This window comes from Ulvibacterium sp. (assembly GCF_965228935.1).
In the GTDB taxonomy this organism is placed as follows: domain Bacteria; phylum Bacteroidota; class Bacteroidia; order Flavobacteriales; family Flavobacteriaceae; genus Ulvibacterium.
This window is the reverse complement of the sequence record NZ_OZ245846.1, coordinates 2,250,715-2,276,133: the sequence shown is the minus strand read 5'-3', so window position 1 is coordinate 2,276,133 and position 25,419 is coordinate 2,250,715. Positions and strand designations below refer to the sequence as shown.

General features: G+C 43.6%; 17 protein-coding genes and 1 tRNA gene. 10 read left to right on the top strand and 8 right to left on the bottom strand.

What is annotated here, in order from left to right; all coding sequences use genetic code 11:
- Positions 1-72: 72 nt before the first annotated feature.
- The 10 genes from ACO06Y_RS09485 to ACO06Y_RS09440 all read left to right on the top strand — a co-directional run bounded on the left by ACO06Y_RS09485 (position 73) and on the right by ACO06Y_RS09440 (position 17,829).
- Positions 73-1,674: an arylsulfatase gene (locus tag ACO06Y_RS09485; RefSeq protein WP_422083595.1), complete on the top strand. Its 1,602-nt coding sequence runs from the start codon at positions 73-75 to the stop codon at positions 1,672-1,674.
- A 40-nt stretch (positions 1,675-1,714) separates the two neighbouring features.
- The gene (locus ACO06Y_RS09480) at positions 1,715-4,996 is read left to right on the top strand and encodes a glycosyl hydrolase (protein ID WP_422083594.1); all 3,282 of its coding nucleotides are present in this window, start codon (positions 1,715-1,717) and stop codon (positions 4,994-4,996) included.
- Positions 4,997-5,133: 137 nt separating this feature from the next.
- Entirely contained in the window at positions 5,134-6,888 is a 1,755-nt protein-coding gene (locus ACO06Y_RS09475; RefSeq protein WP_422083593.1) for a hypothetical protein, read from the top strand.
- Positions 6,889-6,891: 3 nt separating this feature from the next.
- The gene (locus ACO06Y_RS09470) at positions 6,892-8,424 is read left to right on the top strand and encodes a sulfatase (RefSeq protein WP_422083592.1); all 1,533 of its coding nucleotides are present in this window, start codon (positions 6,892-6,894) and stop codon (positions 8,422-8,424) included.
- Positions 8,425-8,436: 12 nt separating this feature from the next.
- A complete protein-coding gene (locus ACO06Y_RS09465; protein ID WP_422083591.1) occupies positions 8,437-11,337 on the top strand; it encodes a hypothetical protein in 2,901 nt (966 codons plus the stop codon).
- A 29-nt stretch (positions 11,338-11,366) separates the two neighbouring features.
- Positions 11,367-13,460: a hypothetical protein gene (locus tag ACO06Y_RS09460; RefSeq protein ID WP_422083590.1), complete on the top strand. Its 2,094-nt coding sequence runs from the start codon at positions 11,367-11,369 to the stop codon at positions 13,458-13,460.
- Entirely contained in the window at positions 13,457-14,557 is a 1,101-nt protein-coding gene (locus ACO06Y_RS09455; RefSeq protein ID WP_422083589.1) for a PKD domain-containing protein, read from the top strand. The genes ACO06Y_RS09460 and ACO06Y_RS09455 overlap by 4 nt, the downstream gene beginning before the upstream one ends.
- A 39-nt stretch (positions 14,558-14,596) precedes the next feature.
- Positions 14,597-14,911 carry an L-rhamnose mutarotase gene (rhaM, locus tag ACO06Y_RS09450; RefSeq protein WP_422083588.1) on the top strand — a complete coding sequence of 105 codons (315 nt, stop codon included), beginning with the start codon at positions 14,597-14,599 and terminating at the stop codon, positions 14,909-14,911.
- A gap of 3 nt (positions 14,912-14,914) precedes the next feature.
- Complete coding sequence (locus tag ACO06Y_RS09445) at positions 14,915-16,387, top strand: sulfatase (protein WP_422083587.1); 1,473 nt, start codon at positions 14,915-14,917, stop codon at positions 16,385-16,387.
- Between the two features lie 5 nt (positions 16,388-16,392).
- Entirely contained in the window at positions 16,393-17,829 is a 1,437-nt protein-coding gene (locus ACO06Y_RS09440) for a sulfatase (protein WP_422083586.1), read from the top strand.
- Between the two features lie 76 nt (positions 17,830-17,905).
- Here the strand turns inward: ACO06Y_RS09440 and ACO06Y_RS09435 are convergent.
- The 8 genes from ACO06Y_RS09435 to ACO06Y_RS09400 form a co-directional block, all read right to left on the bottom strand.
- Positions 17,906-17,980, bottom strand: a tRNA-Val gene (locus tag ACO06Y_RS09435).
- A gap of 206 nt (positions 17,981-18,186) precedes the next feature.
- The gene (locus ACO06Y_RS09430; RefSeq protein WP_422083585.1) at positions 18,187-18,957 is read right to left on the bottom strand and encodes a type II CAAX prenyl endopeptidase Rce1 family protein; all 771 of its coding nucleotides are present in this window, start codon (positions 18,955-18,957) and stop codon (positions 18,187-18,189) included.
- A 20-nt stretch (positions 18,958-18,977) separates the two neighbouring features.
- The gene (locus tag ACO06Y_RS09425) at positions 18,978-20,456 is read right to left on the bottom strand and encodes an alpha/beta fold hydrolase (RefSeq protein ID WP_422083584.1); all 1,479 of its coding nucleotides are present in this window, start codon (positions 20,454-20,456) and stop codon (positions 18,978-18,980) included.
- A gap of 2 nt (positions 20,457-20,458) precedes the next feature.
- Positions 20,459-22,006 carry a hypothetical protein gene (locus ACO06Y_RS09420; protein WP_422083583.1) on the bottom strand — a complete coding sequence of 516 codons (1,548 nt, stop codon included), beginning with the start codon at positions 22,004-22,006 and terminating at the stop codon, positions 20,459-20,461.
- Positions 22,007-22,206: 200 nt separating this feature from the next.
- The gene (locus ACO06Y_RS09415; protein ID WP_422083582.1) at positions 22,207-23,418 is read right to left on the bottom strand and encodes a bifunctional folylpolyglutamate synthase/dihydrofolate synthase; all 1,212 of its coding nucleotides are present in this window, start codon (positions 23,416-23,418) and stop codon (positions 22,207-22,209) included.
- On the bottom strand, positions 23,419-24,321 hold the full coding sequence (locus tag ACO06Y_RS09410; RefSeq protein WP_422083581.1) for an energy transducer TonB: 903 nt from the start codon (positions 24,319-24,321) through the stop codon (positions 23,419-23,421). It lies immediately after the preceding gene.
- Positions 24,321-24,707 carry an ExbD/TolR family protein gene (locus ACO06Y_RS09405; RefSeq protein ID WP_120713659.1) on the bottom strand — a complete coding sequence of 129 codons (387 nt, stop codon included), beginning with the start codon at positions 24,705-24,707 and terminating at the stop codon, positions 24,321-24,323. Before ACO06Y_RS09405 ends, ACO06Y_RS09410 begins: the two co-directional genes overlap by 1 nt.
- A gap of 9 nt (positions 24,708-24,716) precedes the next feature.
- Entirely contained in the window at positions 24,717-25,409 is a 693-nt protein-coding gene (locus ACO06Y_RS09400; protein ID WP_422083580.1) for a MotA/TolQ/ExbB proton channel family protein, read from the bottom strand.
- Positions 25,410-25,419: the final 10 nt, after the last annotated feature.

The following is a 25,419-nucleotide window of genomic DNA, read 5'->3' as shown; positions in this document are numbered from 1 at the left end:
ATTCTTTTGACTTTTTTTACGTTGGATAGGTCAAAACAAAGCCTGAAATCAAAAAATATAGAACAAAGCCCAATGAATAAAAAACCATTGCTATCATTTTTATTTTGCTGTGCCTTTGGCTTGCCTATCTTACAGGCGCGACAAAATGATAGGCCAAACATTATTTTAATCGTTGCGGATGATCTGGGATATAGTGACCTCGGCTGTTACGGTGGCGAAATCAAAACCCTGAATTTGGACAAGATGGCAAACAAGGGGCTACGCCTCCCCAATATGTACAATGCCGGTATGTGCGTAATTTCACGTAGTTCTCTTTTAACGGGAAGGTGGTGGCCCAAAACGGGATATGGCATTGAAAAAGACCCTAATATTGCCCAAAAACTAAAGGCTTCAGGTTATCGAACCGGTATTGTCGGTAAATGGCACCTCAATGGGGAGCCCAATGACAAGGGATTTGACTACTTTTTTGGATTTTTAGGGGGCTATTCAAGCTATTTTGAAGGAAGCAAGGATTATCGGTTGAACCAGCAGCCCTTTAACAATTTTGGTGAAGATTTTTATAGTACGGACGCATTTTCAGATCGTGCCGTCCAATTTGTCGAAAACAAGGGCAATACCGATAACCGACCTTTTTTTCTCTACTTGAGTTATCAAGCTCCGCACAATCCGTTACAGGCCTCCAAGGAGGAAATCATGGCCTACAGAGGAACCTATTTACAAGGATGGCAGGCCATTCGGGAGGCCCGTATCAAAAACCAGATTAAATTCGGAATTATCGACTCTGCTACGCCTTTGCCCAAATTCCCGGAAAACCTACCGGATTGGGATGCATTGACACCGGAACAAAAGGACTTGGAAGACCTGCGCATGTCGGTATACGCCGCAATGGTAGAACGTATGGATAAAGGCATCGGGAAACTTATGCAGGCCTTGGAAACAAACGACCAAGCCGAGAACACTTTAATCCTGTTCATGAGCGACAATGGTACCGATTCTTTTTCGGTCATGGACAATGTGATGTTGGAAAGGGGGCTTTTACCAGGAGATATCGGTTCCAACTACCAGCCCGGAACGGGATGGGCCTACGCCAGTGTGGCTCCTAACAGGCTTTATAAAATCAGCCAACACAATGGTGGTGTAAAGACCGGGGCTATTGCGTATTGGCCAAAAGGCATCACAATACCGGGAGGTCTCCGCAATGAAAAGCTCCATATGGTAGATGTAATGCCCACAATTTTGGATCTGGCAGATATCGTCCAAAATGAATCACGGTCTATGGAAAGACTGGCCGGAAAATCATTTGTTCCTTTATTAAAGGGAAATGTGTTCAAAAGAAAGTCGCCTTTGTATTTTCAGTTTATGGACAATCGTGCCATCCGAACAAAAAAATGGAGTTTGGTAGAAGTGGATGGAACTGGTTGGGAACTGTACAATATCAAAAAAGACCCCTTGGAAACCAATGACCTTTCACGAATATTGCCTAAAAAAGTGGACGAACTTGCTGGCGATTGGCTCCATTGGTGGATTACTGAAAGTGGTGAGACAACATACACCCCAAAAAGCACATCCACCAGTCCACATTATACGTCCCAAGGGGATAGAGGGACAGGTGATCCGTATACACCTTCGGCAATGCCCGAAAACCTTAAAGCGAAATATCAGAAAAAACCCTAGAATTTACTTGAGACAACATAATCAAAACAACACTATTTGCATGGAAATATCGAATATATTCAAAACATTTTTGTCGATACTCATCGCCGGGAGTATTTTGATACAGTGCGATTCATCCGAAAAAAAGCCACAACCCGACTTTGCGAAAATCAAAACAGATTTTGTAATCCCTTCGGATGATAATACCTTATGGTGCTATTGGTATTGGATCGGGGATGACATCTCAAAAGAAGGTATCACCAAAGATCTGGAGGCCATGAAGGAGGCCGGTATCGGTGGGGCGCTGATCGGTAATATAAATCCCGAGGAAAAAGATGGGAAAGTACCCATGCTAAGTGAAGCATGGTGGGACCATATGGTACATGCGGTAAATGAGGGCAAACGCATCGGGGTGGACATCGGCGCTTTTAATTGCCCGGGGTGGAGCCAGTCCGGCGGGCCATGGGTAGAACCCGAAATGGCCATGCGGTACATGACGTATTCCGAGACTAAAGTAAAAGGAGGCGAAGAGGTAATAGTAAAATTAGCCAAGCCCACCCAAGAGTTTCAAGATACCTATGTTTTGGCTTTCCCATCCATTGCGTCCGAAGAAAAAACGCTCTCCTTGCCTAATGCAAGGATCCATAGTACACCAAGTATTAAAAATGCAAACCAATTAATTGATAGGGATACCACAACGGTGGCCGGTTTTTCAAAATCGGTCGAAAACTATCAGATCGACTTTGTTGCAGACGAGCCCCTTACTGTAAGAAGTTTACGTATCGTTCCTGCAAAAGATGAGATTAAGATTGCATGTGAGGTTTTTGCAAATACAGATGGAACCTACAAATCCATAAAATCATTTACCATAGACCGAAGCAAGTTAAGCCCCAATGTAGGGCCTGATAAATATGCATCGATATTGGTCACATTACCGGAAACTGAATCCAAAAATTTTAGGTTGAAGTTGAAAGCTCTGGGCGGGGTATTTCAGTCCAACACCTTTCCAAACGCCAAACGGGAAGTCTGGAATTTATCTGAAATAGTACTATCAGAAGCAGTAGGTTTGGAAGACTATTCGGAGAAGACCCTCGGTAAAATGCACCCTACACCATTTCCTGCATGGGACAGTTATCTCTGGGAACAACAGGCAGCGATTACAGACAATTCCCTTACCGTAAAAAAAGCCGATGTTGTGGATATCAGTGATAAAATGGATTCCGATGGAACGCTTTTATGGAACGCACCTCCCGGGGAATGGACGATCCAACGTTTTGGCATGACCCCAACCGGAACCAAAAATGCTCCTTCGGCACCACAAGGAAAGGGTTATGAAATCGATAAGATGAGCGAGGAACTTATCCGGTTCCATTTTGAACAGTTTATCGGAAAATTCATCGATAGGATTCCAGAGGAAAACAGGAGTGCTTTCAAATATGTAATAGCCGATAGTTACGAAATGGGTTCTCAAAACTGGACCGATAATTTTCAAGAAGCCTTTAAGGAGACCTATGGGTATGATCCGAAACCTTTCTTGCCGACCTATACGGGTAGAGTGGTGCAGAGCGTTGAGGCATCGGATCGGTTTTTATGGGATGTTAGAAGATTGGTAGCCGATAAAGTTGCTTATGAATATGTAGGGGGGCTCCGAAAAATCAGCAATGAAAATAACCTAAATCTCTGGTTGGAGAATTATGGGCATTGGGGCTTCCCTTCGGAATTCTTGATGTATGGCGGGCAGTCGAACTTGGTTTCAGGAGAATTTTGGAACGAAGGATCTCTTGGGGACATTGAATGTAAATCGGCCTCATCTGCAGCCCATATTTATGGAAAATCCAGGGTATCGGCGGAAGCCTTTACAGCTGCCAGAAGAAGTTATGTAAGACATCCTGCCTTGCTGAAGAAAAGGGGAGATTGGTCATTTACTGAGGGTATTAACCATTTTGTACTCCATTTATACATACACCAACCTGACGATAACAGGGTTCCGGGGGTCAATGCCTGGTTCAGTACGGAATTCAATAGGCACAATACATGGTTCAAGAAATCCAAGGCTTATTTCGACTACTTAAGACGGTCGCAGCATTTATTGCAGCAGGGTACCTATGCTGCCGACATCTGCTACTTTATTGGTGAAAACGCACCTATAATGACGGGTGCCCGTAACCCAGAGATTCCTGATGGCTATTCCTACGACTACATCAACGCTGAGGTAATATTGGAACGCCTGTCGGTAAAAGATGGCAAGTTTGTACTACCCGATGGTATGTCGTATAGCCTAATGGTGCTCCCACCATTTGAGACCATGCGGCCCGAACTATTGACAAAAATCGAATCTTTGGTGGCCCAAGGAGGAAAAATATATGGTAAGGCTCCGCAAAAATCTCCTAGCCTTGAAGGTTATCCTAAAAGTGATGCCCGTGTAAAGGAAATGGCAGATACAATGTGGGGGCGGAATACGGATAAGATAAAAAATTATGGAAAAGGCTTCATTGTTGAAGGGATAAGCCTTCAAGAGGCCTTGGAGAAGCTAGAAATTGTAAAGGATGTAGATTTAGGCAAGGATGTTCCCGTGCTATGGACACATCGCAAGATGCCTGGAATGGAAACCTATTTTTTGACCAATCAAAGCGAAAAGAAAATCAACATTTCCCCTTCCTTTCGGGTAAAAGGATTAAAACCTCAATTATGGGATGCTGTGACCGGTGAAATAAGGATGCTGAACGAATTCACCGAAGACAATGAACGCACCACGGTTCCCATCACCATGGAGCCCCTTCAAAGTTGGTTCTTGGTTTTTACCAATTTTGAACCCAAGGGGATGGACAAGGGTCATGTGACGAACTTTCCAAATCACAAGCCCATATACACTCTTGAAAGTCCCTGGAAGGTGGATTTCCACCATAAGGGTATTGGCCCCGCCAAAACCATGGAGTTCGATACCCTGAAAGACTGGTCGTCCCATGAGAATGATAGCATTAAATACTACTCCGGTACTGCGACATATACTTCAACCTTCAACTATGAAAAAGATTCCGAAACCAAGGATGTATTCATAAATCTTGGCAACGTTGGTGTTATGGCCTCAGTAAAATTGAATGGTAAGAATTTAGGCACCACCTGGATCGCTCCCTATCGACTCAATGCAAACAAGGCCATTCAAGAAGGGGAGAACACCATTGAGGTCGAGGTGGTCAACGTTTGGCGTAATCGAATCACAGGCGACAAAACCATTCCAGAAGCAGCACGTACTACTTGGTTAAATGTTGATGATATCTCTCCCGATGAAGAGCTTATTCCTTCGGGTTTGCTCGGGCCAGTAACTATTCAAATCATTGAATGAGAATTAAATGGCGGTCATTTAAGAAAAATGATACTTCTTAATAACATCTTGAACAGTATTGTGCAGGATAGATAAATCTATTCCAAATTCTATTTTTATAAAAATTGCCCTATAGGCCAGTTATAAAACCATTGAACATGAAGCATATTATTTGGATCGCATTGGTATTTTTTGTCTCCCAATCCGTCAAGGCCCAGTTGCCTCCTTCCTTCGGAGAGGAATATGAAGGCAAAGCAACCACATCGGATATGGTAAAGACCTATCTAAAACCACAGCGTATTGTTTGGCAGTCCGATAATTCCGGAAAATCTATCAAGAATGTTGAGACATTCATAAAAAAAGGGAATGGCCAAGTTGCGGTAAACGACCAAAATCTATTTCGGTTTATCAGCACGGAAGCAGAAAGGCCGGGAATATTGTTGGATTATGGAAAGGAAATCAATGGGGGTGTAAAGATTTCCATGGGCATTAGGGAAAGTAAAACTCCCTTAAAATTGAGGCTCCGTTTCGGGGAATCTGTAGGTGAGGCCATGTCGAACATTGGTGGAAAACAGAATGCTACCAATGAACATTCATTGCGCGACTTTATTATTGAAGTGCCATGGCTGGGAAGCATCGAGGTCGGGGAAACCGGTTTTCGCTTCCTACGTATCGATGTCGTCGAGGCCAACGAAAATGCTCCGATAAAATCCATTGATGCAGCTTTCGTATACCGCGACATTCCCTATCTCGGATCCTTTGAAAGCAATGATGAACGACTCAATAAAATTTGGATGACAGGTGCCTATACGGTGCATCTCAACATGCAAAATTACCTTTGGGACGGTATCAAACGGGATCGTCTAGTATGGGTCGGTGATATGCATCCCGAAGTAATGACCATCAATACGGTTTTTGGCGACCATGAAATCGTTCGCAGGAGTTTGGATCTTGCCCGGGATCAACATCCCTTGCCTCAATGGATGAACGGTATTAGTTCGTATTCCATGTGGTGGTTGCTTATTCATAAAAATGTATATGACTATCACGGCGACCTCACCTATTTAAAGGAACAGGAAAACTATATGATCGGACTTTTGGATCAACTGAGCTCGTTCATCGATAAGAACAATAAAGAAATATTGGACGGCGGACGATTCATGGATTGGCCTACAAGCGAGATTCCGGAGGCAGTTCATGCTGGGCTACAGGCCATGATGGTCATGACCTTTGAGGCCGGAAGTGAAATCATGGGCATTTACCAAAAGAGTGAACTTCAGAAGAAATATTTAAAGGTAGCCGAAAGGCTCCATAAACATAAACCCAAGGGCAACACGACAAAACAGGCCGCAGCATTGATGGCTCTGGCAAACTTGGAAGATGCCAAAAAAATCAATGACCAAATCTTGACTAAAGATGGTGTACAACGCATGTCTACTTTTTACGGATACTACATTTTAGAGGCTATGGCCAAGGCCAGTGATTATAAGGGTGCCTTAAAGGCAATCCGCGATTACTGGGGTGGCATGCTCGATTTGGGCGCAACTACCTTTTGGGAAGATTTTGATATTCTCGATACCAAAAATACAGGAAGGATCGATGAACTGAGCCCTCCGAACAAGTTTGATATACATGGCGATTTCGGGGAATACTGTTACGTTGGCTATAGACATAGCCTTTGCCATGGTTGGGCCAGTGGGCCTACATCATGGTTGAGCCAACATGTATTGGGAATAACCCTTATGGACGCCGGTAAAAAAGCTAAAATCGCTCCAAACTTGGGCGATCTTGAATGGGCCAAAGGAAGTTTTCCTACCAAATATGGTCTACTAAAAGTGAGCCATACCAAGAATGTGAATGGTACCGTGAAAACAGAAATCGATGCCCCGGACGGACTAACCATAATCCAATAAAAAATGAAAACCGTTTTCAAGAGCAACCTATTTATTCTCCTTGTTTCACTACCCTTTCTAAATCTGGCATGCAAGGAAAACCAAGGAAACCAGGAAGTTGTACCGGAATTCAGAAAACCCAACATCATTTTCTTTATGGTCGACGATATGGGATGGATGGATTCCGAAGTCTATGGCAGTAAATATTATGACACTCCCAACATAACCCGATTGGCGAAAATGGGAAAACGGTTTACCCGGGCCTATGCGGCAAACGCCCTATGTTCCCCAACGCGTGCCAGTATCCTTTCAGGAAAAGATCCTGCCCGTTTTTCATTGACTACGCCTGCCGGGCATTTACCCCCAAACCCAGATGTTTCATTGGCCGCAAAAAAAGGCGCACCTTGGATGAAAATGGCATGTCCCCGTTCCCGAACATTTATGCCTTTGGAAGAATTTACAATAGCGGAGGCCTTAAAAACAAATGGCTATACGACCGCCCATATTGGAAAATGGCATTTGGGCCATGAAGCGTACTGGCCTAAAAAACAGGGCTTTGATATCAATATTGGTGGTGGGCATCACCCGGGGCCACCTAATTTCTTTTCGCCTTACAATATCAGCACATTACCCGACCAAGAAGACAAAGAGTACATTACCGATAGAATAACCGATGAGGCCCTGCTTTTCTTGGAAGACCATAAAGAGGAACCCTTCTTTTTGAATTTTTGGCAGTTTGCCGTTCATGCGCCCTATCAGGCACCACTTGATCTGATCGGGAAATACAAAAACAAAACCGATCCACGCGGTAAGCAGGCCAATCCGATTATGGGCGGTATGATGGAAAAAATGGATGAAAGTCTGGGCAGGATGCTGGATAAATTGGAAGAGCTTCAACTCATGGACAATACGATTATTGTTTTCTTCTCCGATAATGGTGGAAACATGTACGACGTGGTCAATGGGGAATTCCCGACCAATAATTATCCTCTTAGCTACGGAAAGGGAAATATTCATGAAGGCGGAATTCGAGTACCCTGCATCGTGGTCTGGAACGGAGAGATCAAACCGAACACGGTCTCGGATGAGATGATTCAAAGTGTGGATTTCTATCCTACCTTTTTGGAGGTTACAAAGACCGAAGCGAACCCTAATCAACTGCTGGACGGGGTAAGTCTAGTCGAAGTCCTAAAAAATGACATCCCTCTGGAACGCGATGCGATCTATAGTCATTTTCCGCATTACATGCCCGTGACCCATAACGTACCCTCTACGGCCATATGGTATAAAAACTATAAACTAATCAAGGAATATGGGGAAGGGGAGAATCGCTCCGATGCCCTCAAATTATACGATTTACAGGCAGATATCGGGGAGACGACCGATATCGGTTCGGAACGACCGGAATTGGTAGCAAAACTCTCAAAAATGGTGGAAGATTATGTTACCGAAGTCGGTGGTTTGCTACCTGTCAAAAATCCGGCCTACGATCCAAATGTGGAAACAAAACTGGGTAAGACCAATGATTTCCCTATAGACAAATATCCGAGTTATTAAAAGTAAAAACCTATGAAAATCGGAGAACACCACTACATCAAAGCATTAGTATCCCTTTTAACACTGATACTTTGTAGCTCAAATGCCCCTGCTCAAACGATTATCTTGACCAGCGACCAACAATTGACCGACTTGACAGATCCCAACAAAAAGATCGATATGTCGACCGGTTTTACAAAACGCCGTGCCAGTTTGCGTGATGTTTGCGAAGACGCAAAACAAAAGGGCCGCCATACACTGACCATTGCCTTCGACGAGTTTTTTAGACAATACCGAAATCAAGAAGCTACCGAAAGAAAACTCACGCCCGATATGGACGAGTATATCGATAAGATAAAGATTATAGCCGATTTTGCGGCAAAGTATGGCCTGGGCATGGGGCTTAGCTTGTTAAGTCCCCTGGAATTAGGGCCTGCTTTTAGGAACAAGACAGGGGAAAATGGTACCTGGTTACATTATAAAGTGGGGCTTCGCGATCCGATAACGGGCAAATTCAACGTACCGCTATGGCAACAAACCGTGTGGTCCAATAATAAAGGTAATTTTGAAATTCGGCTCAAGGGCCATAAGGCCTATGCATTCAAGGAAAGACAGATTCCCCAAAGCCCTTACATAGCGGTCAATCGTGATGATATCCTTCCGTTGAAAAATGTAAAACTTGATGTATGGAAACAACGCGTTGACGACAACAACGATAGGGAAATGGATACGGATTTATGGAGCAATCCCTCTACCCCCGACCCTGATCGCGCCAAAAGAGTAAGTATCTATTCGAACGGAAGCGATGAATTAAAGGGTTATGACCGAGTTCTGGTACTGCTGGAATACGAAGTGCCGGAAATGGAATATTTCAGTCCGGAGGCGCTTCCCTTTTTGAAAGACCTGCTGAAAAAATATGATGAAAGGGAAATCAAGATCCAACATTTCTATTCCGACGAGATGCACATTCAACAAGATTGGAAATATTTTTCCCATCATGATAACGGGCAATTCGCCGTTCGGTATTATGCCGCTTCCATGGGCTCCATGTATCAAAAAAAATACGGTGTCCCATTTGAGGAAAAAGACATTTTGTTCTTTGCCTACGGGCCTAAAATCTACAGCAATAATGCCACTGCTCCTTTAAATGTCCAGTATGTATTTGGCGATTCGGAAGAAGATATTCAGCGTACCTTTTTATTCCGGGACAGATATTATAAATTATTGAATAACCATGTGGTAAATTTATTCAATGAAGCCAAAACATATGCAAGTGGTCTGTTCGGCGTCGAGGATTTTGGCACTAGCGGACATTCATCTTGGGCCGAAAGCCCGACCGTGGATCTATGGAACACCGAAGATCTGGAACGCCACGCCTATAAATACGAGTATACCTCGAACTTTGTTTGGGGAAACACGGTACAACAGGCGGCTGCAGCCTGTTATGATTATTTTAAATGGGGCGAATATTTGGAGCCCACCCGGAACGATTTTGCCGAATTGGGCTGGAACGACCGGAATTACTATGGAGCGGCAATGTCCGCTTCCTTGGGTGTTTTAAATAGAATCCCAGCTGCCTATCCCGCTTTTTGGGGAATGCCCGAAGAAGTAAAGGAGCGAAAAGGGGCCGTCAACGATGCATACGGCGGGCGGACCAAATCGAAATCCATGGAGTTGATAACAGGACGCGTACACCGCAATGTGGATGTGCTCATACTTTATCCTATGAATTTAGTGGCCGCCGAAGAACGTTTCGGCAGTTGGATGACGCAATATGGTTATGGCAATTTCATTACGGCCGAAAAATTGTTGGAACTGGGTAAAATCAATGCCAAGGGAAAACTTCAGGTAAAAGAAAAGGAATACACCTCGCTCGTAGCACTCTTTGAGCCTTTACCACAGGCAGGGGTTCTGGAATTAATGAATGAACTGACAACCAAGGGAGGTAAAGTTTTCTGGTTCGGCCCCCCACCGATCTTAAATGGAAATGGGGAACACGTTTTGGATAAATGGGAAAACCTGTTCGGTGTAAAATATCATTCCTCTAAAGTACAAGGACAGTTGGCAGTAGGCAAGCGAATTGACTTCACCAACGACTTAAAAAATGTGCCGGCCCAATATATTCTGACCGACTTTTTGGTAGATCGTATCTATCCCGTCGAAGCGATCGAAGGAACTTCCAAACTGGCCTACTGTGATAATTCCCTGTTGGTAGGTACCGGAAAAGGGAACGCCCATTACTTTGGTTTTCGACCACGTGACGACCAATCGGCCAGTCTTGGGTACGAGACTAGAACCTTATTTGAAATATTGGATGGGTTGGGTGCCTATCCCTCCACAGGGATGTTTCCAAATACCAATGATAATACCGAACACCTATCACGTACCACCGATTATTTGACCACGCGTTTTCCAAACGGTACCAACGTTATTGTACGCCATTATAGAAATCATCGGGAAACTTGGCCCGGCGGATTTTCGAGAAATAGGGAGGAGGATCAACGTCATTTGGAAAAAAATCCGCTGCCCCCAGCCGATATCAACCTAAAGGATTTTAAAGTCAATGGCCATAAAGTGGATTACGAAGGCCGACTTACCATGGCTTTCAGGCTCGATGCGGAAGGTGAATTGATTGCCTTTGAAGGCCAACATACCTCGTCCATTAACATCAACGGAAAGGAATATCGATTTTCAGAAAAACCCCTGAAAAAAATTGCCTTTGTACCCTCTCAAAACCAAGATTTGAAAGAAGCTTTGATATGGGTCGAAGGCACCGATCAGGTTTCGATTCCATTGACCAAAGAAGTGGATATGGCCAAACCCAAGCTCACTGACAAAAAAGGGAAACGAATACGACATAAAGTAATCGACCAAACAATCCAGTTCAATGTGGATAAAAAAACGAATGGCAAATGGTTGACCTTGAAATGGTAAAATCAATGATTGCGGAAAATACACGGTCAATGAGAACAATTAGAAAGGCTTTTGTTGTACTGGTTTTGGCGTTCTCACCAATTCTAAATCTTGCACAGAACGACCCAAGCTTTAAACGTACGAGTTATGCGGGAGAATCAGTGGCATTGGAGAATGATTATATGCGCTTTAACTTTTATAAAAGAGTCTTAGGCTGGGGCTGGGGAGAAATTATGACACCCTCGGGTAAGATGATGGCAATACTGGAGCATTTTGGGGAAATAAAGCTACGGGATCAAGACATTCCCGTGCGTTTTGTTGCCGAGTCCTATTCAAGAAAAAAGACCGAAAAAGGAGAGGAACTAATTTTTGATGTTTCTTCGGTAGTGGTCAGGGAAGTTCTTGCCGGTACTTCTTTCGAGAATTGGATGGCCTATCCGTTTACAGAACCCGCTATAAAAGGGACGGTGACCTTTAAAATTGAAAAAGATTCGCAGTTTGCAACATTGCAATACCGATTAAAGTCCACCGGAAACTACAATGCCGAATATATCCGGGGACCATGGTTAAAGGTTGGGGAAGCTTCCTTTAAAACAAAAAAAACAGATGCGTTGCTGCCCGGCGTCGATTGGGCCATAAATGATGAATGGACTAGTGGCACGGATTTTTTTAAGGATCCCTGGGCACTAAGGGTGGTACCGCACCCAAACAAGGTATCGGTTCCGGTAATGGCCTTAAGCCATGAAGGTACCGGCATAGGCCTTTCTTGGGATCCAAAGCAAATAGCATCGCGATGGTTCAACTACAGAGGCCACAAACCACAAGCCGTTTTCGCATCCCCGAATTTCGTAGATCGAAAAAACAATCATCTTATGGGCCTAATGGTTCCCGATGCCACTATCGAGGGACATGAAAACGAGGTGGTGTCCAAAATACATTTGGAACTAAAAATTGATCAGACCATAAACTTTGATGCTGAGTTATGGTTGAGCAAGGGCAATAGCATTGATGTCCTGACCGATTGGGTAAAACGAAAAGGCCTACCAAAGCCTTTCGAACCTCGTTGGCCATACAACGAAACGCTAAATCGAATCGCCAATGCCTACAACACCAATTTTTGGCATAAGGAACAAGGTTTCGGAATCGTTCAACGACCCGAGAAATCCATTAAACCCAACGTGCCCAATTTTTTGTTACGGTTCATTAAAGAAAACAAAAGGAATAAAGTTGCAAAAGAACTCAAGGAAAAGATCAATTGGATTCTACAACAATTAGGTGATGATTCAAAAAGTAAAAGTGAACTCGTTAAGGAAGGGGAAAAGTTATTGGCCGAACAAAAACGAGATGGCTCTTTTGTGTTTGACCCCGATGTCATCGGCAAAGATGATTTTAAGGTAGCCACTACCTTTATAGAACCTATGGGACTTAGGGGCGAAACCGCTTTGGATGTCACCATAAGACCGGCCATGCATTTACTGCAAATTGGAAGGGAGACCAAAGACCAACGTTTTTTGAACGCCGCCAAAAAAGCTTTTGATTTTTGTATGCCCTACCAAAGGCCCGAAGCAGGCGATTTTTGGGAGACCCCTTTACATGCCGCGAACTTGTTGGCGGCAGGCCATGCAGCAGTGGGAAATTACCTCGCCTATCTAGAATTCAAAGAGGAAAAATACAAGGATAAGGCGATCTACTGGATGCGTACCCTTCTTGCCTTTACCCACCTATGGGAGCCTAACGATCTACCCATGTTGTACGATACAAAACCTGTACTTAGTTCTAGCGACTGGTACTTTGCCAATTGGGTACGCGATCATGTACAGTGGGAAGTGCTGGCTGTTTTTGCCGATGTGGCACGCCATAATCTGAAGTGGGATGAAATAGATCCTGAAATAGATTGGCTGAGCTTTCAGGAGGGTATCACCAATGCGGCAATCCGGTGGATGGCCGCCCAGACCATTGACAAAAATTGGCTGCCGCACAACTTACCGGAAACCTACGCCCGCTACCTCAGGGGAGAATATGAATATGCCTTTCCGGATACGCACAACAGTGTAAGCGGCAACTATGGGGGCATGATGATCATGCCAGCTCCCATAGCCGAAAATATATACTCCCTATTGGATAGAAAAGCGGAAAAGAAATGACCTTCATTCATCAAAAATCACGTTTAAAAAAACCATTTTTAATCGTACGGATTACTTTCTTGTCCATGTTTATTGTTTCTTTTTCAATTCCTGAACAGGAATATCGCATTTATCAATTTCCAAAAAACCAGATTCCCCGAATAGACGGCGAGTTTTCCGATTGGGCAATGGTGCCGGAATCGTATACCATAGGCCTAGACCAACTCATGGACACACGTTTTGGTAACGGCATTGATCTCGACCCCAAGGATTTTGATATTTCCGTAAAGGTGGGTTGGGTAAAAGATTTGAACAGGCTATACTTTTTTTTAGAAATGTACGATGATTTCTGGGATTTTAATGATTCAGCACTCAGTCAAGACATTTTTGAACTTGTGGTGGACGGAAATTTATCCGGTGGCCCTTTTATTAAACAGCATAATGGCAATAAAGAAAAAATTTCCCTGGAAGAGCTCCACTTTAAGGGTCATGGGGCGCATGCCCAGAACTACCATATTTTCACACCTGTACAACATAAAGAAGAGGTCATGATCTGGGGCAATACCCCATGGATAAAAGAATTTCCTCACTTCAATGCCGCATACGATTACAATTTCAAACATTCGGAAAGTGGAAAATTGAAAATGGAGTTTTGGATTACCCCCTTTGATCATGCAGCGGTCGAAGGTTTTCAAGAATCAACCGTGACCCAATTGAAAGAAAATGACGTCATCGGGCTTTCCTGGTGTTTCCTTGATTTCGATGGTAAAAAATGTGAATCGTTCATGAATTTGGCACATGACACGAAAATGGTTTACGATGCCTCCTACCTCAATATTTTTAGGTTGATGCCCTTGGAAAAGCAGTTTGTAAAAACCATTGATGCTGACTGGTCTTTTGTTGAGATGGACCGCGATCAACGTTGGTTTCAGTTTAAGGACGAGTCTGTTGGCAAGATTACCAAGTGGCATTGGGACTTCGGGGATGGAAATTCATCAAATGACCAACATCCATCACATAGGTATGACAAGGCCGGAGAATGGACCGTAATACTTACCGTAGAAAATCCTGAAGGAAAGTCCATACGTTCCAAGGTATGGGATGTGGTGACAAAATGAATAGTAATTGAGCAATCCTAAAAACCAAAAACAGCAATTGTGATTCGAAAAGCTTTTAAAATGAAGGTATATGCGGATAAAATCGATGAATATACCAAAAGACACAATCCGATATGGCCGGAACTTGAGGAAAAACTCAAGGAACATGGAGTTGAAAACTACAGTATTTTTTTGGATTCGGATACAAATTCTCTATTCGGATATGCCGAAGTTGAATCGGAGGAAAAATGGCGTAGCATAGCCGGAACAGCGGTCTGTAAAAAATGGTGGGCCTATATGACCGATTTAATGGAAACCAATGACGACAACAGTCCAGTATCAAAAGACTTGAAATCCTTATTTTATATGCCATAAAGTATGAAAACGAACCTATATTTCGTCCTATTTTCGGTTCTTGTGTTCGTAGTGTCCTGCAAGGAAAAAACGCCAAAGGAATCCGAGACCAAAAAGCCGCTTAATGTTGTACTGATCCTGACCGATGACCAAGGTGCCCATTTGTCGGCCCTTGGAACCAAGGGAATCACGACCCCAAATGTAGATACCCTGGCAAAAAACGGTATGTTGTTTACAAACTCTTTTGCCGTGGTGCCTTCCTGTTCGCCTAGTAGAAGTTCTATCATGACAGGAATGTACCCTCATGCAAACGGACATTGGCGCAATACGGTCACGCCAAAACTGACGGACGGGGACAAAGAATTTACCAGGGCCTCTTCCACAATCGATAAAGTCGGTATTCATGAATACATTCAAACACTTCCGGAGTTACTTCAGGAAAATGGTTACTTTACCGCAATTACGCAGAAGTTTCATATGAGTCCCCCATGGAAGTTTCCGTACAGCGCACGAAACGCAGTTCAGAATAGCCCGGAAGAATTCAAAAAGATAATTTCCGGTTTTGTTAGGGATGCCGGAGACCAACCGTTCTTTTTTCAGGCCAATATCGCCCCGCCACACCGTAATTTGGATAAACATATGGAAGATTTTCCTAACTTCCTTCCCAACAAAGACAGTATTGAAGTTCCCGAATATCTGGCGGACACCCCCGCCATGCGTGAAGATTTGGCAAAATATTATGGTTCCGTGCAACTGGCGGATGCCTGTGCAGGAAGCATTATGCAAGTTCTAATGGGAAAAGGATTGTTGGAAAACACTTTGGTAATTTTTACCAGCGATCAAGGCGAGCCGTATCATAGGGCAAAGGCATCACCCTATTATGCCGGCCTACATGTACCGTTTGTGGTAAGCGGCCCGATGATCGTAAAAGGTAAGATTTCGGAAGCTTTGATATCCCATATCGATATTATGCCGACCATTCTGGATTATCTTGATATTCCAATTCCCGAAACCATGCAAGGGCGTTCCTTAAAATCGATTTTTTCCGGGGAAAAAACCAAAATTGAAGGCAGAACCTATGTATTTGGTGAACACAATTCCCACGGGCCCATAAGGGCCGAACATTATCCGAGCAGGGTAATCTTTGATGGTCAATTTTACTACATCCAAAACTTGATGCATCAAAAAACCTATGAACTGCCAGCGGACCTTATGGTGGAAAAAGGCTGGGGCAACCGTAGCTACCAAGCGACCTTGGACGCCAAGGAAACGCACCCTATCCAATACGAACTGCTAAAACAATTGGAGTCCGGTCGAGCATTCGAAGAACTGTATGACGTGGAAAACGATCCAGGACAATTGGTGAACCTAGCCGGAAAAAAAGAGTATCTTGAAAAACAGGAAGAACTCAGAAACGCACTTTCAAAATGGAGAGCTAAAACCGGAGATTTAGTCGACGACCCTCAGCATATTAAGACCAGACAGTTAGAAAACTAAACTTTATGAAATATATTCCGTTCTATATCCTTTTAGTAATTGTTTTTTATGCTTGCAAGCCTAACCCTGAGCAATCAGAAGAATCTACATTAAAAAATAGACCCAATGTCTTGATTTTGTTTACAGATCAATGGCGGGCACAGGCCACGGGCTATGCCGGGGACCCCAATGTGCGAACTCCCTATCTGGACAGTCTTGCCTCAGTAAGCGTTAACTTCAAAAATGCAGTCTCAGGTATGCCGGTCTGTTCGCCTTTCAGGGCTTCCCTATTAACAGGGCAAAGACCCCTGACCCATGGGGTATTCATGAATGATGTGCAGTTGGATACCAATGCCGTAACCATGGGAAAGATTTTTTCAAATGCGGGGTATGATACAGGGTACATTGGTAAATGGCATTTGGACGGCCATGGCCGTTTACAGTTTATTCCACCAGGGGGGAGAAGACAAGGTTTTACCTTTTGGAAGGCCAACGAGTGCACCCATAACTATAACGAATCGGTGTATTATGAGAAAGACGACCCGGCTAGAAAAATCTGGGAAGACTATGACACTTTTGGGCAGACTGATGCTGCGATTCGTTATATGGCCCAAAAAAAGGAATCGGACAGCCCTTTTTTGATGGTCGTTTCCTATGGTACACCTCATGCCCCCTATCACACGGCACCGAAGGAATACAGAAATCGTTTTGACCCCAATAAAATCATCCTTCACGAAAACGTACCTGATAGCTTAAAAATGAGGGCCAAAAAGGATTTGGCAGGTTATTACGCCCATATTTCCGCACTGGACGATATGGTGGGAAAAGTAATAACGAATTTAAAGGAATCCGGTCAGTTGGAAAATACGATACTAGTGTTTACTTCGGATCATGGAGATCTTTTAGGATCCCATGGGGCCTATAAAAAACAACAACCTTATGAGGAATCCGCTCGGGTGCCTATGTTATTTCATTTACCAAAAAATCTAAGTATTACAGCTGGAGAAAAAGACGCTCTGATGAACTCGGAAGATATTTTACCAACTATTTTGGGTTTGTGCGACATCCCAATTCCCAACTCTGTAGAAGGTATCAATTATAGGCCTTATTTAGAAGGCAAAGAGCAGGTAGGGGACGCTACCTTGCTGACATGCATACAGCCGTTCGGCCAATGGAACAGGGTTGAACACGACGGAAGGGAATACAGGGCCATTAAGACCAGACGGTACACTTATGCCCGAGATTTGAAAGGCCCTTGGTTGCTATTCGACAATGAGAGCGATTCTTATCAAATGAACAACCTTATTGGCAATGTCCAATATGCTGCTTTACAAAACGACCTGGATGAACAACTTTCAGAACGATTGAGGGAAACAGGGGATGAATTTCTTCCAGGAATGGACTATATTAAAAAATGGGGGTATCCTGTTGATGAAACCGGTACCGTACCTTACACCCATTGAACAGGGATATCGCAATTTGCACTTCTTCGGGAAACAAAAAAACCCATGCGAATTGGCACGGGTTTTCTGCTTATTGTGGGCCCTACTGGATTCGAACCAGTGACCCCCTGCTTGTAAGGCAGGTGCTCTGAACCAACTGAGCTAAGAGCCCTTTTACGCTTGTTGCCAAAGCTTCAAAGGGCTTGCGCCCTCCGTAGCTCGAAGCTTCTCGATAGCGAAAGAGGGTGCAAATATACTATAGTTTTTTTGTCGGCCAAAAGAAAAAATACGAAAAAAAGACGGGACAAATTCCCAAATCCAGTACCCAGAATTTGCATCGGTTTGAACAAAACCCGTTTTAGCCGTATTTGTCGAACGCTACGCCCTCATTAAATCTTTTCGGCCAAAGTAGTAGATGGCAAACACTGAGATTGTCAAATAAAGAATTAACCACCAAAATGCGTCCATGCTTCCCGTAAACTCAAGTAAAATAGGCAAATAATTAAAAGCGGCATTGGCACTGATGTGGGCCAATATGGCCGTAAGTACACTACTGGTATAGTAGTAAATCCAACTTATAAAGAGCGCCCCCAAAATTACCCACACCAAAAATACCAGAAAGTTCATTTCTAGAGGAACACCAGTACCGATAAGATATGCAGGAAAATGCCAGAATCCCCAGATCAGACCCAGTACTAGGCTTGAATGGAATACACTTAACTTCTTCATCAGTCTGGGAAGTAGGTATCCCCGCCAGCCGTATTCCTCCCCAAATGCAATCAATACGATTACCACCACCTGTGGTAGCAATTGTGTGGTTCTTAAATGGAACTTGGAAACATTAAAGTGCAGGGAAGTAAGCATCGCCAACGAAATAATAATGGGAATTCCAATCAGGGAAACTACAAGCCATTTTAGGGCTGTTTTCCGAATTGTTTGTTGAACGAACAATTCAAAAACACCTTTGCTGCCACTTGCTATGGCAGTAAGTACCAGCGCTACCAGTGATGGCATAAATACCGTCAGTAAGGAGATACCCGGGTTGTCCAATTTGTATGAGATATAACATAGCAATGCACTCAGGGTTAACACCATAATCGAAAACACCACGATTTCCATGTTCTCTTTTGAATTCGTAATTTTCATCATTAGTCATAACATTTTACCAATTATTCCTTTCTAAGATCCAGGTCTGCATAAATTTCCTTGGGAACCTCATATTTTAAAGGATGATCGGCCGCAAAATAGCCTGCCATTATCGGGCCGAGTTGGTCATAGACCTCCCTGAATAGATCATGTGTTCCATATTTTACGTTCAACCATTTTATATTCTTGTGGTTCAACATGATTTCTTGCGCATTTCTAGGCGGCGTTCGCGCATCTTGGCTCCCTGATATCAGTAGTATGGGAATATCCGAAACAAAGTCAAATTCCAATTCTCCTTGGACATCCCTAAGGGGCAATTCATGGCAATCCGCAAAATTTATGTTATTGAGCGCATCCTCTAAAATGGCTTCTTTGCCCTCCCGAATCACTTGTTTCCATCTGTTCCCAGTTGCTCCCGATGCGCAATCCGTTAAAACAGCCATTAGATTTTTTCTTTGGTTTACCCGGATATAAATCGCAAAATTTGCCGCCCAGGAATAGTCCCCTGCCTTCATCTGTAGATACCGAAAAGGCAGTTCGCGATATCCCATTCTCCCCAGTTCCAAGGCGGTTATGAGTTGTAGGTCATATTTCCCTAGCACAATGGACACTTTTTCCTGGGTCACCGGATGAATTACCGTTTCCGTAACCGGATTTCTATCCAACTTCTGTAGCACTTCCTTCACCAAGCTTATGAAGGAAGGTATCTTTTTTGATAAAATGGAATCTTCTGTCACCAGTTCTGAGAGCTGGTATAAAATCCTATTTACCTCACTCGGTAACTTTACGGTGTGCTTTAGACCTTCCGGGCTGTCAAATACAGCCCTATCCACACGATCTGGATGTAATTTTAAATAGGCCAATCCATGATGACTTCCAAAACTACCCCCCAAGATCATTATTTTTTCATAGGACAACACCTCGCGCACCATCTCGATGTCCTCTACCATTTCCAAGACGTTATATCCTTTTAAATTTCGGTTTTGTTTTTGCCAGTATGAGCTACACTTTTTTATGTAAGCCACATACGTTTCGGAAAATTCTGATATATCCAAAGGTCTATCCAATGGCATTTCAAAAGTCCTTGGACAACTCAAATTAGGTTTAGACAATCCGTTGCCCCGTTGTTCCACAACAACCACATCACTGCGGAAACTGTAGGGAACCAAAATAGGTATGATATCCTCCAATTGTTGCAAAATGGACGGATCGTCCCCAGGTCCACCTGATAGGACAAATAGGGGCGGCAGCGGATTTTTATGCGTGGTTTTAATTCTATAGAACGGAATTTCAATGGATGGCGACCTTCCATCCGCATACAATTCCGGCACTTGTATGTAACCCATCTCGCCCGAATACTGGGTGCCATCTTGGGTCGTTACTTTTTTGGGTCTTATCTCAAATGAGGAATCCAAAGGGGATTGTGCAAAACAACGAACCGCACTCAGCAATACCATAAATCCGAATACATGATATTTTTTGATTTCCGGTAGCGGTTTCATGGTTACTCGTTTTTTAATGAACCCAACATCCCTGCAACCATCGATTCCTCTTTAGGGCCGAGCCCTTCTTTCTTTGCTATGATAAGATTCCCCTCTTGAATTTTAGCATCCAAACCGGCCATTTTTAAATAGGCATCTATGGGTATGCGTTCCGTTCCGAAAATGTAGTCGTCAAAAAAGGGGGTTTGGTCGGTACCATTTAAATCAGAGAGAATCTTTTGAATATCACGGATAGTATACGTATTGGAGGTTCCCCCAAATTCGGTATAGAGTGTTCGTAACAGGTCATCCACACTTTTCCGATTACCACTGTTTTTCCTAATCAACATATCCTGGGAAATACCAATGAACAGCCCCCCGCCATATATCAACCCCCAATGTGCATGTTTCTCCTCCCCTTGGGTCATGGATAACTTACCCAGCCCGTCATCGTTTTGGTAACGTTGAAAAAATAAATTATTCAACGTTCCAAAAAAGGCATTGTCATCCAAAAAGCCTACATGATGTAATGCCTTTAAGGTGTAATAGTTAGTAAAACCTTCCTTGAACCACTCCGTATCATCCGCGGCCGGCAAAAAAGATTTTCCGTTCCATAAATGAAAAAACTCATGGGCAAAAATAAAGGTCGAAAGCATTTGGGACATTTGGCCTCCATCCTTTTCTATCAGAATACTGATATTGTTCCCGATTACCTCTCCATCCGTTGTATCCGAGTTATTGATAACAACGATGGCCTTTTGAAATGGATTGTCCGGTGGTGGTTTCGGTAATCCTCCCATTAAACGGATATAGTAATCCATTACACCCTGGGCAAGGCTGGCATAATCGTCCTTTTTTGAGAGCACTTGATCGCCCCCTAGTGCAAAAACGAGCTCAAAATCCTCTCTTTTGAATGACATTTCTTTATGGGTTCCAGCAAAAATCATGGATTGGGATAAATCCGAATGATTCATGGCCAGGAATGAATTTTTTGCATGGGAAACTACCTCCCAAGGTGTGGTTACCTGCCAGTCATTTGGAACATCAAATACAACATTTACTTTTTCTGCATTGGCCCCATTAAAAAGCAACAGGGCCCGTCCCGTATAAAAGACCCCCCAATCCGTTGCATAGGCTACTCCATCCAGACCGCCCGACCATTGATGTTCTTCATGATTTAAAACAACCTCATAGGTTACGGTCACTTTTTTACCGATTTCATGGTTAACCTTCCATTGGGCATCTTCCAATTCCTTTATGGGAACTTCACCGCCATTTTCATCCCTTACTTTAAGGTTATGAACAAAGGTGGCCCATCTTTTGGGAAGTTGATTTGCACCGGGGGCCATATAGAGGATGTCATCTTCCAGAAATAGTGAAATCTTCACTCGTGCAATTTTATAATCTTCTTTGTCTATTTGTATGCTATATTGGGTCTGTCTTTGAATCACCATAGTTTCTGGATTGCTTAAAATGTCATTTGCTATGTCTAGAGTGATGTTTTTGGCCTTTACTTCTTGGTAACCGATTAAAATAAATACGCCCACCAATAATTGGGAAAAGAGTTTCATAGGATATGATTTTGATTGATGAAAATTTAAAATGTGCTACAATTATAGCGTTTAAAACATTTGGGAAAATGTAGGGTTTGTCCGTATTTGCAAATCAGAACATGTAAGATCCCAGAAACAGCACATCATTTGGTGGACAGGGATGGGTCTGGGATAAGGGCTAATTTTAGGTTGGTATTCCTTGTATCGGGAACTGGAAACTAAACCACCTCGGCCACGGTAAAGGTACTCCCTCCAACGAAGACAAAATCGGTATTGGAGGCCCGTTGCAACGCATTTTTGAAAGCCTCTGGGACAGAATCATAAACTTTGCCCTGTAGTCCAAATCGGGAAGCTTGGGTCTTTAAAACGGAAGCGTCCAACCCTCGTGGAATTTTGGGTCGGGCAAAATAATACCGAGCATTTTCGGGAAAAAGTGGAAGTAGGGCATCCAGATTTTTCTCTATTACAAAACCGAGCACAATATGCAGTATATCATATCCCTGTTCGGCTACCTGATCAAGCACCACAGAAAGTCCTTCTCGGTTATGGGCGGTATCACACACCACCATTGGATTTTCCCGTAGTACTTGCCACCTTCCCAATAATCCGGTATTCTCCACCACATGTGCAAGTCCTTTTTGAATATGTTCCTCTGTAACCTCAAAACCCATAAGTTCCCTTATGACGGCAACCACCCCTTTGGCATTTTTGGATTGATAGTTTCCTAAGAGGGATACTCCATAGGCTTCCCGTATTTCTTGATCTGCGAATATGATCCTTGCCTTACGTTCCAATGCAATCGATTTAAATACATCGGCAATTTCTTGCTGGTATTCACTGATTACCACAGGAACTTTTTCTTTAATGATACCAGCCTTTTCCCTAGCAATTTTTGGTAAGGTATCCCCCAATATGTCGGCATGGTCCATCCCAATATTGGTAATCAAGGAAACCTCGGGAACTATGATGTTGGTGGAATCCAACCGCCCTCCCAATCCGACTTCAACTATGGCGATGTCTACCTGTTTTTGGGCAAAATACTGGAAGGCCATGCCTACCGACATCTCAAAAAAAGAGAGTTGACGATTCTCAAAAAAAGGTTTGTTTTCGGTTATAAAATCGACCACAAATTGCTTACTAATGGTTTCCCCATTAATTTTGATTCGCTCTCCAAAGTCCTTGAGATGGGGTGATGTATATAATCCGACCGTATATCCCGCTTCCTGCAGAATAGACGCCAACATATGGCTACTGCTGCCTTTCCCATTGGTTCCGGCAACGTGGATACTCTTGAATTTTTTTTCGGGATGGTCTAGGTGAGCCGAAAGGGCCTTAATGTTGTCCAGTTTTCCATTAAAGGCCACCTTACCTTTTTGCTGGTACATGGGAAGTTGGGCAAACATCCAATCCAAGGTCTGCGCATAAGTCACTTATTCCCCCAATTTAAAATTGACTACCACAAAACCGATTTGTTGGCTTGGAGCATTGGAATCCAGGTTCCATTTGTGTTTAAAAGCAGTTTTTCTGGCTGGATCCAATAGGCAGGGATCGTTATTGGTAGTTCCTTTTACACCGGGAGTAGCACTGACAACATTACCATTTCTGTCCACAACAATTTTTACGACTACCCTTCCCTCCTGATTACAATTCTGTTTTTCCTTGCCCTTGCTTACCAAAGATCTTCCGTTAAGCCCGTAACCTCCGGTACCACTTCCGGAACCTGGGCTTCCGTAATAACTGGTAGCATAGGGGTCGCCCTCAGGTGAACCTTTGTCACCGGCCCTATTGTCATCCCCTTCCGAGCCGGAAGCATTACCATCGGATTTATTGATGCCGCCGATAAGCTCGTCCAATTTTTTCTTCTTGGCCTCCCGTTCTTTCTGTGCCCTTTCCTCTGCCTCACGTTTTTCACGGGCTATCCGCTCCGCTTCAGCCTTGGCCTTTTTGGCCGCTTCATCCGCCTTGCGCTTTGCTTCCTGTGCCTTCTTTATTCTAATGGATTCCTCATTTTCCTGGGTAAGGACTTCTTCGGCGGCCGGTTCCTTTTCCACTACTTCCTCTTCCTGAACTTCTTCGGGAACCGTAGTTTCCTGTACCTCTTCCGGCTCATTGGGAGGTTCTGGAATATCTACCGGTTCCGACCTGATTTTTTCCTTGGGCTGCTCATTGCCCATTCCAAAATCCATAGTCCCAAAATTTACGGAAATACCATTTTCAATGGGAGGATCCATATAGGTAAGGCCTATATAGAACAATATAAGCAGTAGCACACTTAACAGCAAAGTGGTAAGTGTGAATGATTTTTTCTTGTGTCTCGTATCTAAAAATGACATTAATTGGGTCGCACGGCCAGAATCACCTTATAGTTGTTTCGGTTTGCAATGTCCATAACATTCACCGCTTCCCGAATGGCTACACTTTCTTCCGCCCTAAGGATAATAGTCGGTTTCTCCTGTCCTTCCAGTGCCTTTTTTAATTCAATTTCAATATATTCTCCGTTAATTCTTTCGTTGTTCACAAAATACTGCAGGTTTTTGTCGATACTTACCGAAACATTTTGGGTATTCGTTGATTTCCCCTTGGCCTTCGGCAAAAGTAAATCCAGTGCGTTGGGCGAATTGGCGGTAAGCATAAAAAAGATAAGTAGGAGGAAAACGATATCCGTCATGGAGGACATGCTAAAATCTGGGCTCACCTTATTTCTTCCTTTCAATTTCATAACACCGGTTTAGAGCGGTTCGTTCAACAAATCCAAAAATTCTACGGCATTGGCCTCCATTTTATGGACTACCTTATCCGTCCTGTTCACCAAATGATTGTATCCTATGTAAGCAATAATCCCCACAATAAGTCCGGCCACCGTGGTCGTCATCGCCGTATAGATTCCAGAGGCCAAGGAGCCCATTTCGGCTTGGCCGCCACTACTGGCCATTTCATGGAATGCCAAAATCATACCAATTACCGTTCCCAAGAAACCTATCATTGGGGCCGCACCGGCCACTGTGGCCAAAATGCTTACGTTTTTTTCCAGTTTATACACCTCCAAGGTACCTGCATTCTCAATTGCTGTATTTATGTCGTCCAAAGGCTTTCCGATACGGGAAACCCCTTTCTCGGTAAGACGGGCAACCGGCGAATCGGTTTGGGCGCATAAAATCTTGGCCGCTTCCAATTTACCACTGGTAACGTGATCCCGAATCTGGTTCATGAAATTTTTATCGATTTTGGATGCCGCTTTTATAGCGAACAATCGTTCAAAATAAATATAGCATGCTACAAAAAGAAGTACAAAAAGTACAGAGATGATAACGACACTCCCCGTGCCCCCATTTAATATCAGGTCCATTACCGAAAGTGTCTTTTCCTCAGACACTACTTCGCCCATTTCCGGATCCTGAGCAATTTTCAGAAACAATAACATAAATTCCTTA

Excerpts from the sequence above, each read along its gene's own strand:
- ACO06Y_RS09430 (WP_422083585.1), bottom strand. The coding sequence starts at position 18,957 with ATGATGAAAATTACGAATTCAAAAGAGAACATGGAAATCGTGGTGTTT.
- ACO06Y_RS09475 (WP_422083593.1), top strand. The coding sequence starts at position 5,134 with ATGAAGCATATTATTTGGATCGCATTGGTATTTTTTGTCTCCCAATCC.
- ACO06Y_RS09410 (WP_422083581.1), bottom strand. The coding sequence starts at position 24,321 with ATGTCATTTTTAGATACGAGACACAAGAAAAAATCATTCACACTTACC.
- ACO06Y_RS09445 (WP_422083587.1), top strand. The coding sequence starts at position 14,915 with ATGAAAACGAACCTATATTTCGTCCTATTTTCGGTTCTTGTGTTCGTA.
- ACO06Y_RS09420 (WP_422083583.1), bottom strand. The coding sequence starts at position 22,006 with ATGAAACTCTTTTCCCAATTATTGGTGGGCGTATTTATTTTAATCGGT.
- ACO06Y_RS09470 (WP_422083592.1), top strand. The coding sequence starts at position 6,892 with ATGAAAACCGTTTTCAAGAGCAACCTATTTATTCTCCTTGTTTCACTA.
- ACO06Y_RS09425 (WP_422083584.1), bottom strand. The coding sequence starts at position 20,456 with ATGAAACCGCTACCGGAAATCAAAAAATATCATGTATTCGGATTTATG.
- ACO06Y_RS09440 (WP_422083586.1), top strand. The coding sequence starts at position 16,393 with ATGAAATATATTCCGTTCTATATCCTTTTAGTAATTGTTTTTTATGCT.
- ACO06Y_RS09465 (WP_422083591.1), top strand. The coding sequence starts at position 8,437 with ATGAAAATCGGAGAACACCACTACATCAAAGCATTAGTATCCCTTTTA.
- ACO06Y_RS09405 (WP_120713659.1), bottom strand. The coding sequence starts at position 24,707 with ATGAAATTGAAAGGAAGAAATAAGGTGAGCCCAGATTTTAGCATGTCC.
- ACO06Y_RS09480 (WP_422083594.1), top strand. The coding sequence starts at position 1,715 with ATGGAAATATCGAATATATTCAAAACATTTTTGTCGATACTCATCGCC.
- ACO06Y_RS09455 (WP_422083589.1), top strand. The coding sequence starts at position 13,457 with ATGACCTTCATTCATCAAAAATCACGTTTAAAAAAACCATTTTTAATC.
- ACO06Y_RS09485 (WP_422083595.1), top strand. The coding sequence starts at position 73 with ATGAATAAAAAACCATTGCTATCATTTTTATTTTGCTGTGCCTTTGGC.
- ACO06Y_RS09460 (WP_422083590.1), top strand. The coding sequence starts at position 11,367 with ATGAGAACAATTAGAAAGGCTTTTGTTGTACTGGTTTTGGCGTTCTCA.
- ACO06Y_RS09400 (WP_422083580.1), bottom strand. The coding sequence starts at position 25,409 with ATGTTATTGTTTCTGAAAATTGCTCAGGATCCGGAAATGGGCGAAGTA.